At 61.5% G+C, this 13,796-nt stretch carries 14 protein-coding genes; 12 read left to right on the top strand and 2 right to left on the bottom strand.

The features are described from left to right. Nucleotides 1–81 precede the first annotated feature (81 nt). The gene (locus IVB24_RS13895; RefSeq protein WP_247773233.1) at nt 82–498 is read left to right on the top strand and encodes a hypothetical protein; all 417 of its coding nucleotides are present in this window, start codon (nt 82–84) and stop codon (nt 496–498) included. Nucleotides 499–735: 237 nt separating this feature from the next. After that, the gene (locus IVB24_RS13890) at nt 736–1,062 is read left to right on the top strand and encodes a hypothetical protein (protein ID WP_094975569.1); all 327 of its coding nucleotides are present in this window, start codon (nt 736–738) and stop codon (nt 1,060–1,062) included. A gap of 104 nt (nt 1,063–1,166) precedes the next feature. Here the strand turns inward: IVB24_RS13890 and IVB24_RS13885 are convergent, their stop codons facing one another. Beyond that, entirely contained in the window at nt 1,167–1,631 is a 465-nt protein-coding gene (locus tag IVB24_RS13885; RefSeq protein WP_094975860.1) for a fasciclin domain-containing protein, read from the bottom strand. 335 nt (nt 1,632–1,966) lie between these two features. Between IVB24_RS13885 and IVB24_RS13880 the strand changes: the two genes are divergently transcribed. The 5 genes from IVB24_RS13880 (at nt 1,967) to IVB24_RS13860 (ending at nt 7,782) form a co-directional block, all read left to right on the top strand. After that, nucleotides 1,967–2,293, top strand: coding sequence for a hypothetical protein (locus IVB24_RS13880; protein ID WP_247773231.1), 327 nt, complete (start codon nt 1,967–1,969; stop codon nt 2,291–2,293). A 695-nt stretch (nt 2,294–2,988) separates the two neighbouring features. Next, nucleotides 2,989–3,156 (top strand): hypothetical protein, encoded by a 168-nt coding sequence (locus tag IVB24_RS13875; protein ID WP_247773230.1) that lies wholly within the window; start codon nt 2,989–2,991, stop codon nt 3,154–3,156. 9 nt (nt 3,157–3,165) lie between these two features. Next, nucleotides 3,166–6,120: a formate dehydrogenase subunit alpha gene (locus IVB24_RS13870; RefSeq protein ID WP_166474365.1), complete on the top strand. Its 2,955-nt coding sequence runs from the start codon at nt 3,166–3,168 to the stop codon at nt 6,118–6,120. 12 nt (nt 6,121–6,132) lie between these two features. Next, nucleotides 6,133–6,735 (top strand): formate dehydrogenase FDH3 subunit beta, encoded by a 603-nt coding sequence (fdh3B, locus tag IVB24_RS13865; RefSeq protein ID WP_094975571.1) that lies wholly within the window; start codon nt 6,133–6,135, stop codon nt 6,733–6,735. A gap of 48 nt (nt 6,736–6,783) precedes the next feature. Beyond that, nucleotides 6,784–7,782 carry a formate dehydrogenase subunit gamma gene (locus IVB24_RS13860; RefSeq protein WP_247773228.1) on the top strand — a complete coding sequence of 333 codons (999 nt, stop codon included), beginning with the start codon at nt 6,784–6,786 and terminating at the stop codon, nt 7,780–7,782. Nucleotides 7,783–7,817: 35 nt separating this feature from the next. Here the strand turns inward: IVB24_RS13860 and IVB24_RS13855 are convergent, their stop codons facing one another. Continuing rightward, on the bottom strand, nt 7,818–9,803 hold the full coding sequence (locus IVB24_RS13855; RefSeq protein WP_247774089.1) for a 4Fe-4S binding protein: 1,986 nt from the start codon (nt 9,801–9,803) through the stop codon (nt 7,818–7,820). 179 nt (nt 9,804–9,982) lie between these two features. On the opposite strand from IVB24_RS13855, the gene IVB24_RS13850 reads away from it, so the two are divergent. The 5 genes from IVB24_RS13850 to IVB24_RS13835 all read left to right on the top strand — a co-directional run bounded on the left by IVB24_RS13850 (nt 9,983) and on the right by IVB24_RS13835 (nt 12,658). Then, nucleotides 9,983–10,444 carry a DUF3305 domain-containing protein gene (locus IVB24_RS13850; protein ID WP_247773226.1) on the top strand — a complete coding sequence of 154 codons (462 nt, stop codon included), beginning with the start codon at nt 9,983–9,985 and terminating at the stop codon, nt 10,442–10,444. 30 nt (nt 10,445–10,474) lie between these two features. Beyond that, entirely contained in the window at nt 10,475–11,104 is a 630-nt protein-coding gene (locus tag IVB24_RS13845; RefSeq protein ID WP_247773225.1) for a DUF3306 domain-containing protein, read from the top strand. A 17-nt stretch (nt 11,105–11,121) separates the two neighbouring features. Next, nucleotides 11,122–11,703 carry a molecular chaperone TorD family protein gene (locus IVB24_RS13840; RefSeq protein WP_247773224.1) on the top strand — a complete coding sequence of 194 codons (582 nt, stop codon included), beginning with the start codon at nt 11,122–11,124 and terminating at the stop codon, nt 11,701–11,703. 65 nt (nt 11,704–11,768) lie between these two features. Further along, nucleotides 11,769–11,894: a hypothetical protein gene (locus IVB24_RS40050; RefSeq protein ID WP_256471596.1), complete on the top strand. Its 126-nt coding sequence runs from the start codon at nt 11,769–11,771 to the stop codon at nt 11,892–11,894. A gap of 425 nt (nt 11,895–12,319) precedes the next feature. Then, nucleotides 12,320–12,658, top strand: a complete 339-nt coding sequence (locus tag IVB24_RS13835) for a tyrosine-type recombinase/integrase (protein WP_247773223.1) — start codon at nt 12,320–12,322, stop codon at nt 12,656–12,658. Nucleotides 12,659–13,796: the final 1,138 nt, after the last annotated feature.

Raw genomic sequence — 13,796 nt, 5'->3', positions numbered from 1 at the left:
CATTCCTTCGTCTTGCGGAGTGCCTCCGGCCGAGCCTGTCGCGCGGCGCACCGCGCCCAGAGGCCGGCTCGGCCCATCATCGTGATGATGGCACAATCAAATTCCGTGCCTGCGGGTATCATCGTGCGTCGCCGGCGCGGCCGCGCCCGAGAGATTCGGGAACTTCGTTGCCAATCTGCAACGGTTCCCCACGATCTGAAGCCGGACAAAACAAACTCCCATTCCGGCCACGAACCGCTTTCACAAGGCCGTGAGACTAGCAGGGGAACGACGATGCGTGCACAACGCGTTTGGAAAGTGAATGGGGATGCCAGCATCGGGCAGCTCCAATCGAGACTGGACGACCTGAACAAGCGTCTCGGTCAGCTCGAAAACCAAGATCCGGATAGCGCGACGCTGGAAGAGCTGCGAGCGATCGCTCTCAGCCTGTCGCGCGAGATCGACGACCTCCGCTGCGCCGAGGCGACGGCGGCATTGAGCGAGTTGCTGCGGAAGTAGAACGCGCCCGCCGATTCGCATCGCCCGCAAGGAACCAAGTTCCGTCGCCGCCATTGCCATGCAGAGCATGGAGCACGATCATGACCAGGCATCTGACGCGAGCGCATCTCGCGCGCAGCGTGGCCGGCGCGGTATCCACGCTGGTCCTGTGCGCGGCGGCGGCCTTCGCCTTCGCGCGCCATCTTGGGTCGTGAAGATTTGGCGCTGTGGAGAATTCGGCGCAGTGAGGAATTTGGCATGACGTCCGATCCCGAGGAGCAGGTGCGGCTGCAAGGCTATGGCGAGATGACGCTGCGCACGGCCGTGACCACGCTTATGCTGCTCGCGCCGCGCGACCGCTCCGGGACCGCGATCTACCGCGTCCGCGACGATGTGCGTCTGGCGCAAAGCGAGATCGCCGAGCTCGCATCGAACTGGGGCATCGAACCGACTGGTGATTTGCGATTGCCGGGCCGATCCTCGGACCGGCACTGGCCGGACATCGTGCGCGGCATGGTGCGCGAAGCGCCGCTGCCGGCGCTGATGGTGGCGTTCATGGTGGGGGTGCTGGTGGCGCGGCGGTAAAGCCATCCGCGTGATGAGCAACATCACTCAACAACAAGGGCAACTGGCCGGTTAAGTACGATACCTGGCCGCCGCAGCGGCCAGGTACGCAATAGTCGGTCGTCTCAATGGTGCATCTTCTTGGCGCGCGCCGGGGGCAGCAGAACCGTGTCGATGACGTGAATGACACCGTTCGAGGCCTCGATGTCCGGCTGGATGACGTGCGCGTCATTGACGCGGACACCGAAACTTCCGTCGACGCTGACGGGCTGGCCTTGAACGGTCGCCACCTGAAGCGACTTGCCGGCGACGTCGGCAGCCTTCACGCGGCCGGGAATGACGTGATACTTCAGAACGGCCGCCAGCTTCGCCTTGTTCTTCAACAGCGATTCGACTGTGCCGGGCGGCAGCTTGGCGAAGGCTGCGTCGTTGGGCGCGAACACGGTGAAGGGGCCCTTGCCCTTGAGCGTCTTCACAAGACCGGCAGCTTTCACGGCTGTCACCAGCGTAGTGAACGAACCGGCTGAAACCGCCGTGTCCACGATGTCCGCGGCACGCGCCACGGATGGACCAAGCAGACCAGCGACCATGGCCGCTCCGGCCACGAGCGAACGAATTGCGGGTGTCATCAAATTCTCCAGGTGTGATTCATCCATGCCGACGCAATGGGTGCACGCGATATCGCGCATCCATCGTCCGATCAGTTGCGATCGACCCGTACGGAACGAAGCGCCGCGACGGCTGGATCACCGCCCTCGTCAAGAATCTACCAACGCGGGCGACCGAGACGCTGCACCGGACGCCAACCCGTCTCGCTCGCGCCGTGGCAGGCGCGGCGTCCACGCCGGTCTTGCGCGCGGCGGCGGTATTCGGCTCCCGCGCGCCACTTTGCGCTGTGAAGATCTGGCGCTGTGAGGGCTTTCGCGTGACGTCAGCCCCCGAAGAATCGGTGAGGCTGCAAGGCTACGGCGAGATGACGTTGCGCACTTCCGTCGCGACGGTGATGGCGATCGCACCAAACGAGCGAGGAGGAGGCGGCGATCTCAGGGTGCGCGGCGGCGTGCGGCTGGCGCAAAGCGAGATCGCCGAACTCGCCTCGAGTTGGGATATCGAGGCGGCACCCAACCTGCGATCGCCGAGACTGGTCCCGGAGCAGCATTGGCCTGACATCGTGCGCGGCATGGTGCGCGAGGCGCCGCTGCCGGCGCTGATAGTAGCGTTTCTGGTGGGGGTGTTGGTGGCTGGAAGGTAGTCAGGCCTCCGCCTGCCGCGCAGCGACAAATCATCGGCGCAAGGCGACTGGCTGGCTGGTCTTGATCCGCCTGTGAATACAACTTGCGTAAACGTGAGAACCTAAGCGAAAAAGTGTATCCTCCAGTGAGGATCACCCTGATTAAGACGATCAGCGCGGCGGGTTACGAGCGCCAATTTGCGCGATTTTCAGCGATACCTCGTCCGGAGGGATTGGCCGGATCGACTGCAGGCCAACTTTTTAACAGACAATCCATAATTTGCATGGACCGAACAGATCGGATCTTCGGTAAACGAATGGTGCGCATGGGTTTTAGTGTAACTGCCGTCAGTTCGTGTTCCTGCATCCAGGCACACGCCTGTCTCGGCTCGAGCTACCACAATAGCGGACATGGACTGCGGAGCCAGAGGGTTGGCCCCAGCAGACAGATGCCCTCGAGCAATTCTTCAGCGCAACTTCGCATTTCCAATTCGCACGACAATTATCGGAGCCTGGCGAGGTACTAGCACCGCGGCGACCGTTTGGTGCCTTTATCTAAGGTATAGATTAGCGGCTTACCCGCCCTGCGCTTAGGGCAATATAGGGTTGCGATTGATGTCTGAGGCCGAACTCGGATAAATGATCGACGGGATAACCTGAAACGGGAGTACGCTTCGTTGAAGAGTGACCCTCCACGAAAGCTTCTTCGACGTGACTTGCTCAAGCTGACGATCGTCGGCGTAGTGAGCGCCGGCGAGCTGTTGCCCTCCCCGGTTTCCGCAAAGCCGGTCGACTTGAGTCAAAAGCGCAAGGCTCGTTATCAACCTGACTCGCAGGAAGTCAGGAACTTCTACCGCGTCAACGGCTATCCCAACGCTCGATAGGAGACCTCCGTGCTGATCAGGAAGTCCGAGCGTCGTCCGGAGCGTGCAAAGCCCTCCAACGCGGAAGCTGGCCGACCTTCGTCGGGTTTGGACCGGCGAGCTTTCCTGAAGCGTTCGGGCATCACGGCAGGCGCATTGGTCGCGGTGGGCGAGATTGCGCTGCACGGCGTTCGAAAGGCCGAGGCTGGTCCACCACCGCCTGTCGGCGCACCGGTCACGATCCGGAAGAATATCTGCACGCACTGCTCGGTCGGCTGCTCGGTGATCGCCAAGGTCGCCAACGGGGTGTGGATCGGACAGGAGCCCGACTATGACAGTCCGATCAATCGTGGTTCGCACTGCTGCAAGGGTGCCGCAGTTCGCGACGACGTGCTGAACGAGCGGCGTCTGCGCTATCCCGTCAAACTCGTCAACGGACAGTGGACGAAGATCTCCTGGGAGACGGCCATCGACGAGATCGGCGACAAGCTGCTGGATATCCGTCAGAAGGCCGGCCCCGACTCGGTGTACTGGCTCGGCTCGGCCAAGTTCACGAACGAAGCTGCATATCTCAATCGCAAGCTCGCGGCGTTCTGGGGCACCAACAATTCCGACCATCAAGCGCGCATCTGTCACTCGACCACGGTCACCGGCGTAGCCAATACCTGGGGCTACGGCGCGATGACCAACAGCTACAACGACATCCGCAACGCCAAGACCATTTTATTGATGGGCGGCAATCCCGCCGAGGCTCATCCGGTTTCCCTGCAGCACATTCTTGAAGGCAAGGAGCTCAACCGCGCCAACATGATCGTGGTCGATCCGCGGATGACGCGGACCGCTGCGCACGCGACCGAGTACGTCCGGGTTCGGCCCGGCACGCATATCGCCACGATCTACGGCATGCTGTGGCACATTTTCGAGAACGGCTGGGAGGACAAGGAATTCCTCAACCAGCGTGTTTACGGCCTGGATGAGGTCCGAAAGGAAATTGCCAAGTGGCCTCCCAAGGAGGTCGAGCGCGTGACCGGCCTGCCGGAGGCTCAGGTCAAGCACGTCGCCCAATTGTTCGCGACGCAGAAGCCGGCCACGCTGATCTGGGCGATGGGGCAGACCCAGTTCACCACCGGCACCGCCAATGTCCGCGCCAGCTGCCTGTTGCTACTCGCCACCGGCAACATGGGGCAGCCCGGCGCTGGCGCCAACATCTTCCGCGGCCATACCAACGTGCAGGGCGCGACCGACCTCGGTCTCGATGTCACCTCGCTGCCATTGTATTACGGTCTCGCCGAAGAGGCCTGGCGGCATTGGTGCCGGGTGTGGGAGGTCGATTACGACTGGATGAAGTCGCGTTTCCCCGACAAGAAGCTGATGGAAACGCCCGGCATTCCCAGCACGCGCTGGTTCGACGCAACCTTGTTGCCCAAGGACCAGATCAGCCAGCCCAATCCGGTGCAGGCCATGTTCATCATGGGACACGGCGTCAACACCATTACCCGGATGCCGGAGGCGGTGAAAGGCATCGAGAAGCTCGAGCTGCTGGTTGTCTGCGATCCCTATCCGACCGCATGGTCGGTGCTGTCGGAGCGCAAGAACGGCACTTACCTGCTGCCGGCCTGCACGAGCTTCGAGATGGAAGGTTCGCGCACCAACTCCAACCGCTCGCTGCAATGGGGTGAAAAAATCGTCGATCCGGTCTTCGAGGCGAAGAACGACTACGACATGATGTACATGTTCGCCCGCAAGTTTGGATTTGCCGACCTGATGTTCAAGAACATCAAGGTCGAGAACGGCGCAGTCTCGGCGGAGGATATCCTTCGCGAGATCAACCGCGGTGGATGGTCGACGGGCTATTGCGGGCAGTCGCCGGAGCGGCTCAAGGCCCACATGAGGAACCAGCACAAGTTCGACCTGGTGACGCTGCGGGCGCCGAAGGACGATCCCGAGGTTGGCGGAGAATATTACGGCCTGCCATGGCCGTGCTGGGGCACGCCAGAGTTCAAGCATCCGGGCACCCCGATCCTCTACAACACCAATCTTCCGGTGAAGGAAGGCGGCGGCACCTTCCGCGCGCGGTTCGGGGTCGAGCGCGTGGTGAAGCGCAAGGTGATGGAGAACGGGCAGGAAGTGGAGCGGGAAGATCACGACAATCTCCTCGCAGAAGGCTCCTACTCCGTTGGTTCCGAAATAAAGGACGGGTATCCCGAGTTCACTCTGGGCGTGCTGAAGAAACTTGGCTGGGACAAGGATCTCACCGCGCAGGAACGCGAGGTGATCGGGCGCATCAATCCGGCCGATCCCGACAAGGTGTCATGGTCGACCGATCTCTCCGGCGGCATCCAGCGGGTCGCGATCGAACACGGGTGTTCGCCTTACGGAAACGCCAAGGCCCGCATGATTGCGTGGAATCTGCCTGACCCGGTTCCGGTGCATCGCGAGCCGATCTATACGCCGCGTCCCGACCTCGTTGCCGACTATCCGACCTTGCCGGACGCAAAGCAGTTTCGCGTGCCCAATATCGGCTTCTCCGTGCAGAAGGCCGCCGTCGACCGCGCGATCTCGAAGCAGTTCCCGCTGATTTTGAGTTCGGGCCGTCTGGTCGAGTACGAAGGCGGTGGCGAGGAAACGCGGTCCAACAAATGGCTCGCCGAACTGAAGCAGCATATGTACGTCGAGATCAATCCGGCGGACGCCGCCGAGCGCGGCATCGTCGATGGCGGCTGGGTTTGGGTGACCGGCGCGGAGAACAGCTCACGGGCCCGGATGAAGGCGCAGGTGACGGAACGCGTCGGCAAGGGCGTTGCGTGGATGCCCTTCCATTTCGCCGGCTGGTACGAGGGAGCCGACCTTCGGGCGAAATATCCGGCGGGAGCGGATCCCATCGTGCTCGGTGAGAGCGTCAACACGCTGACGACCTATGGCTATGATCCTGCCACCGGCATGCAGGAGCCGAAAGCCACACTTTGTCAGATCAGGGCCGCATGAGAGGTTAGACCGATGGCACGCATGAAATTCCTGTGTGATGCGGATCGTTGCATCGACTGCAATGCCTGCGTGACTGCCTGCAAGAACGAGAACGAGGTGCCTTGGGGCATCAATCGACGTCGCGTCGTCACCATCAATGACGGCAAGCCCGGCGAGCGGTCGGTCTCGATGGCCTGCATGCATTGCACCGATGCGCCTTGCGCGTCGGTGTGTCCGGTCAAATGCATCTATCCGACCGAAGACGGCATCGTCCTGCACAACAAGGATCAGTGCATCGGCTGCGGCTATTGCTTTTACGCCTGTCCGTTCGGAGCGCCGCAATATCCCCAGGTCGGAAATTTTGGCTCGCGGGGCAAGATGGACAAGTGCACCTATTGTGCTGGCGGCGGCGGGCCGGAGGCGCCGGGCAGCGCGGAAGAATATGCGAAATACGGGTCGAATCGTTTTGGCGAAGGCAAGCTGCCCATGTGCGCCGAGATGTGCTCGACCAAGTCACTCCTGGCCGGCGATGGCGACATCATCGCGCAACTCTACGAGGAACGCGTCGAGAAGCGCGGCTACGGCTCCGGAGCCTGGGGCTGGACGACCGCCTACAACGAGGACGTCAAGACGTAAAGGACCTGCGCCAACACGACGATCAGGGACGAAGATTGGGTATCCGTGATGACGGCTTTCGCATGCATTCGCTTCGCAGCGCTCTTCTTGATGCTGTTCGGTCTCACGACAGCTTCTGTGCTCGCCCAGAAGCTCGGTCCCGATGGGGCACCCAATCCGACCGCAAGTGTGACCACCCAGAAGACGCTTCTCGAGCAAGCGCCGCGCATCCAGGGCCGGATCGACATTCCCGATGCCAAAGCCGGCGTGTTGGTGCAGCCGGCGGGACGGACCTGGGATTATTTCCACGAGGTCCTGCTGCACTGGGGAGCCGCGCTGGTGATCGTCGGCATGCTTGCCGTGCTGGCGCTCGCTTATCTGATCATGGGCCGGCTTCGCATCGAGGCGGGGCGTTCCGGCCAGACCATCGTCCGCTTCAAGGCCTTCGAGCGGTTCGCGCATTGGCTGACGGCGGTCTCTTTCGTGCTGCTCGGATTGACCGGCCTGAACGTCACCTTCGGCAAGATCCTGTTGCGACCGCTCGTCGGCCCGGATGCCTTCTCCGACATCTCCCAGATCGCGAAGTATGTGCATAATTTCACGAGCTTCGCCTTCGTGGCGGGCCTTGTTCTGATCACGCTGCTTTTCTTCAGGGACAATCTCTTCAAGAGAATAGATATTGACTGGGTCAAGCAGGGCGGCGGCTTCATCAAGTCGAAGCACGCGCCCGCGGGGCGCTTCAATCTCGGTGAAAAGATGGTCTATTGGCTGTCGGTCGCAGCCGGCCTGGCCGTCTCCGCGTCCGGATTCGTGCTGCTGTTTCCCTTCTACGGCACTGACATTGCGGACATGCAGATCGCCCAGGTCGCTCACGCCGTCATCGCAATCCTTTTCATCGCACTGATCCTGGGACACATCTATATCGGCACGCTCGGCATGGAGGGCGCGTTCGAATCCATGGGCACCGGCGAGGTCGATATCAACTGGGCGAGAGAGCATCACGACCGCTGGCTCGCCGAGAAGCTCGAAGCGGAAGGCCGGCAAGCTTCGGCCACGCCGGCTGAATAGAGCGATGGCGCTCGGGCTCCCCTGAACCGGGCAATTCAGTTGGAGCCGCCGTCCGGGTCTCGTTGCGTCTTCCGGTCGCGCAGATAATCGTCCGTCGTGCGGACGGCTGGGCCCGGCGCGCCATAAGATTCAAAACCTTGTTCAGCTACAAAGCTGACGCGGCAGTCGCCGCACATCTTGATTGCGTCCAGCCTCTGCGGTGAGCCTGAATACATCCAGTGCTGGCCTTCGAGCTTGGCGATCACGCGCTCAATGCTGCTCTTGACGCCGAACGGCTTGCTGCAGCGGATGCAACAAAACGGCTCCTCCTCCTTGAGAACCCGGGTTGGTGCCCGGCTCGCACGAAAGTCAATTTGCGGGACCAGCGTGATGACCTTCTCCGGACACGTCGTCCGGCACAGTCCGCATTGAACGCAGGAGTCTTCGACAAAACGCAATGCCGGCCGCTCGGGGTCGTCGCGCAGCGCCGTCGTGGGACAGACCGACACGCAAGAGAGGCAAAGTGTGCAGCCCGCAGCATCGACCTCGACGGATCCGAACGGCGCCCCGTCCGGCAATGGAACGACATCGACGGGGGCAGGTGCCGCGCGATGCAGTTCGGCTAGCGCAAAGCGTAGCACGTCGCGCTTGCCGCCCACCGGGCGGAAGCTTGCAGGGCGCGGAGCTGGTGCGTGGGCCGGCGCCGCGCGGAGCGCCTCGATCAGGTGGTCCGGATCGTCGGTCGCGTTCACTGAAAGCCGCCCCTCGCCGAAGCCAAGGCCGGCAAGAATTGGATCGGCCAGCGCGATCGTTCGCGTCAAGCCGGAGACGTCGTGGCGCGGCTTGGCGCGCAGCAAAAAGTGGACCGCCGACACGCCATAGGCAAAGGCTGCGATGATGCTCTCAAGCCCGACCTGCGTAACCTCGTTGACGGCAAACGGCACCACGTTCGCGGGCAAGCCGTCGCCGAACCGCGCCAGCGCGTCGATCAGGGGCGAACCGTGGACCTCGTCGTGCACGAGCATGACGGCCCGCTCACCGCCCGCCTGATGGTACGCGAGCAGCATCGTACGAAACTTCCTGACCAGCGCGTCTTCCGGCGGCAGGGCATAGGACGCGGCGCCCGTCGGACAGGCCGTCGCGCATTGGCCGCAGCCTTCGCAGATGTCGGCATCGATTGCGACATGGTTTCCCGCAGGCGTGATCGCGCCGGCGGGACATGAATCGAGGCAGCGGGTGCAGCCGGTTTGCTTCGAACGCGAATGGGCGCAAAGCCCGGCGTCGAAGGTGATGTAACGCGGCTTCTCGAAAGTCCCGACGAGGTCGCGCGCCTTCAGCACGGCCTGGAGGATAGATGAGCGATGACCGGGATCGGCACGCAGATAACCGTCGCGCATGTCGCCGCGGATCAGCGCCGGCTCGCCGGTCAAGTCGAGGACGATGTCGCAGCTCGAACGCGCGTTGTTGCGCGATGGACCAAATGCCAGGGCACGGCGTGAGGACGGCGCCGCCTCGGCAAAGTCGTCGACCACCACGTCGAACGCGCCCAAATGTCCCTTGATGCTCGTGATCCGTCCCTTGGCGATCGGATAGTCGGCGCTACGCGGCGGCGCGAGCGCGGCTGGCGGCGCAATCAGCACGGTGACGTCGAGATGGTCCTTCAGCAAATCGCCGGCCTCGATCGCGGCCTCGTCGCGGCCGTAGATCAGGATGACTCCGCTGCTCTCCAGCTGGACCATTTCCATGGGCGCGGCGACTTCAGTCGCGGCAGCCAGCAGCGCGGCCATCTTCGGCCCCGCGCGCTCGGCGTCATCGGACCATCCGGCGGTCTCGCGGATGTTGGCAAACTGTATCGAATTCGCACGATTATTTTCGGCGGCGACCTGCGAAAACAGCGTCGCCTGCCGTGTGCAGGCGACTGTAAGCGGACCATCTTCGGCTGCGATCGCTCTAAATCGCCCAAGCTCGGCACCGCAGAGCTGCGTCGCGGCCGTTATTTTGCCGTGGCAGCCGCGGCCGATCGCATCGGAATCGAGCGGCATCGACCCTTCGCATGAGCAGATCAGGAAGCGCCTGCCGGTTTCAGGAACGACGGTCACGATATCCTGCGGCTCCCAACATCGAGCGGCCTCCTACTGGCCGGATCTTCCTCAGAGTATATACTCCCCACGCCGCAAAAGGCGACCTGTATCGGAGACGCGCTTCAGCTGGAGACGGCAAATTGATATCGACAAGTCTTGCACGCATTGCTGTCGGTGTTGCAATCGAACGACGCAAAGCGAAGAGCGCGTGGGCCGATTTTCTGTGGCGGCCCGTGGCTGTCTTTGCGGGTGAGCCGTCCGCGAAGCCGTGGACTCCGATCGGCGGCGAAGGCGAGGTCACGTTGTTCTATGCAGGTGACGCTGTGATCGAACTGCATCGCACCGAAACCACCAATTATCGTGAGAACCTGACATCAGGCTCGCCTGCTCTATGGGTCAATCTGCGCCCCACCGGCTCCGAACCACCTTATGAGCTACTCGCTGTCACCGCCGACCCTGCGGAGGGCGAGGCCTTCACCGACGCGGGCAGCAATCTGATTGAAGCCGTGCCGATGCCGATTGGCATCTCCGAGATCATCGGCCGCTTCATTGCCGAACACCATCTCGAACGCCCCTTCGTCAAACGGAAACGCAATCGCTAGCAACCTCCGCACAGGACACGAGACAGAACAGTGCCTGAGAATAACGTCTTCCTTCGCTGGGCGCGTCTCAAGCAGGCGTCGAAAAGTGCTGAGGCTGAACAGGCCGAGGTCCCGCAAGCCGCAGAGCCATCGGCCGGAGATGTCGCGCCCGAGCGTCCCTTCGATCTCGCTAGCCTGCCGTCAATCGAGTCAATTACCGCTCACACGGATATCGCGGCTTTCCTCAACACCGGCGTCCCGGCCGAATTGACCCGGGCAGCATTGCGCCGCGCCTGGGCAACCGATCCTGCAATTCGTGACTTCATCGGGATCGCAGAGAATCAGTGGGATTTTAATGACCCCAACGCCATTCCGGGATTCGGTCCGCTCGATCCAACGGACAAAATGGCCAATCTTGTCGCGCAGGTTTCGAAAGGCCTGGAACAGGTACAGGACGTGCTTGCGGACGTACCACCGCCGATCGATCCGGTACGGCAAGGCCTCGTCAACTCCGAACAGCCAGTTCTCGAACCAACGGCCTCGGCGGTTCGATCGTTACCAGATGATGCCGCGAAACCGACGGCCGAGGATCGGGATGCCGCCGAGCAGGCTGACGGTCTTGCCACAACAATGTTGCCCTCACAGCGAGCACGACGTCATGGCAGTGCATTGCCACGCTAGCAGCAAGGATCGCTTCAGTGCGTACTGTCGATGAATTCGACCTTGCCCGATCGCAGGAATACGCGCTGTTGGCGACGTTGCTGACGCGCAGCCCGGACGGAGATCTGCTGAGCCGCATCTCCGCACTGCGCGGCGATGCCAGTCCGATGGGCGTCGCGCACGTTGCGCTGGCGGATGCGGCGCGCCGGACAAATGAGCAGGCGGCGTCGCGCGAGTTCTTTGCCCTCTTTGCAGGATTGGGCAAGGGGGCACTGCTGCCTTATGCATCACACTACCTGTCCGATACGCTGTATGGCCGTCCGCTCGCACGGTTGCGGGAAACTCTCGGGGATCTCGGCCTCGAAAAGGCTCCGGAGCGTACGGAGCCCGAAGACCACGCGGGATTTCTCTGTGAGATCATGGCAGGCTTGGCGGGCGGGAGCATTCCAGCGCCAGCGGGCGCCGAGAGGATCTTCTTTGATCAGCATGTTTCACGCTGGATGAGACGTTTTTTCGCTGATCTCGAGCGAGCGAGTTCGGCGGGTTTCTATGCGTCCGTTGGCGCGCTCGGACGGACGTTTATCGATATCGAGGCGGAGGCGTTCGCGCTTCCGGGCTGAACACGGCGTTTTGTACGAGAGATGCACAAATCAGGTGTTACGTTGCAAATGCAGGGATCAACGACATGCGCGTTTTCACAATTGCCTGTTTCTTCGCCGCCGTCGTCGCGCTCGGTGCGGCCGCTGTCCTTGAAACTTTCGTGCAAGAGTCCGCTGCTACGGCGTTTGCCGAGCCGGGTGTCCGCGTTTAGCGGCAATGTTGCTTATTGAAACTTTCTGTTGTCCACATAGGCGAAGTGGGAGACGTTTGATGACCCGTTTCTTGGTCGCTTCTTTCGTCGTTCTGGCGGTGATTGTCGCTTCGACCGTTGTCTTTAGATGGCAACCTCAGTAGATGGCAACCTCAGTCAGTCGCGCTATCTGCCGCGGCCATGCCATCCCTCGCAGAACTGCATGTTATGGCAGGCGTCCATCGACTCCCGGACCAGGATATCGAGGATCAATCATTCATTTTCCCCGCTACGGCAAAGCAATAGCTGGCCGGTAATCCACGCGTCAGGGGCATGAGGCCATGATGTCTGGGGGACGGAAATAGCTTGTTCCAACTGAGCGCCAGACGCCGGCGCCCATACCGCCCCGGCTGCTCGCTCACCTGCGTCGCTGGCGGGACCGCAAATTGATCGCCACCTGCTTCGTTGAGTTCAACGGCAAGCCGGTTGCATCCGTGAAGAAGGGGTTCAAGACGGCCGTGGGGCTTGCCTGCCTGCCGGGTAAGGTCACCCCGCACGTCTTGCGCCACACCGCCGCGACCTGGCTGATGCAGCGTGGCGTGCCAATCTGGGAGGCGGCCGGGTTCCTTGCGATGTCCCCCGAGGTGCTGCAGGACACCTACGGCACCATCACCCCGGCTACCTGCAGGGCGCGGCATCTGCCATCGGCCAAGGGGCCGGTATGTTTCGATGACCGAAACGGTGGTCAGCTTGACCGAGGACCGAAATCAGACGAAAAAACCTAAGGAAATCTTGGTCGGAGTGGCAGGATTCGAACCTGCGACCCCTGCGTCCCGAACGTAAGTAGCAATCGAAAAATCCAGCAAGAACAATCAAGTTCGTTCCTGATTGACCACCTTTATCGCCGTTTGTGCACGCGGTTTCGGTGGTCAATCGGTGGTCGGTTTCACGTTGAATCGCCGTTGATCTCAGCAGCACCTACACTCTTTGTCATCACCTTCGAAACCTTCGAAAAAATCAATGTGACAGGCGGGCGAAAGCCCCCGGCATTCGTCAGATGCTTGCTCTCACTCGGCGCGTGAACACGTGTGAGTGGCTGGCAAAGCCATGTAGGAGCGCGGGCTTAAACGCCGCAGTCTCATTCTCCGGCAGAATGCGATCGTTCTTGTGAGGTATGCTTTGACGTAGTGCCCAGGGGCGGACTGGACATCAATCCATCGACTACAGCAAAACCAACAACTTACCGCGCTGACCGATCTGGCGTTTGTACCACCCAAATGTGCTCTTGTCGACCGAGCCACTCCTGCCCACTCGTCACGCCGCACCGCCGAGCGACACAACGTCGCTACCCAATGCGGATTCTGTCTGCAGGAAGGCGGTACAGGCCAACGGACGAACGGCAGGTGGCCCCGTCTTGGCCAAGGCGAACTTTCTGCGCGCCTCGACTTCCCTAGAAATGCGCGGTCCAGGCGGCCCATCTCGTGAACGAACTTAGAGCGGTTCGCCCAATTGAATGAACTCCTTGGGACCAGCGATCGAGCGCGTGCCATTGAGGAATCCAGAGGTGTGCGCATTGGCAATGTCCAAAAACTAGTCGAGAATTTGAATGAAGACGGATTACGATCATCAGTCTCTGCGTATCACAAGACGCGCGAGGTCGGGCGTACCATGGCGATCTGCTGGAGAGCTTTGGGCCTTACTCCACTTTCGAGCCCACCGAACAATGCAACAACGACCGTTCCGAATGATCGAAAACGCACCGCGCTGAAACCAACGCCGCTATGCGCCTGAGAGCAAACGTCAATCGCCACAACAGCTAGGTCCGTTAATCCCGGCAGAAGCTCCACTTATCGACACGGAGATTCTGTTCAGACAAACGCGACCGGCTCTGAGAGCGGTTTTGCTATGTTCATGCCTCGATAA

The sequence above is a fragment of the Bradyrhizobium sp. 192 genome (assembly GCF_023100965.1).
In the GTDB taxonomy this organism is placed as follows: Bacteria; Pseudomonadota; Alphaproteobacteria; order Rhizobiales; family Xanthobacteraceae; genus Bradyrhizobium; species Bradyrhizobium symbiodeficiens.
This window is presented reverse-complemented; position numbering and strand designations above follow the sequence as displayed.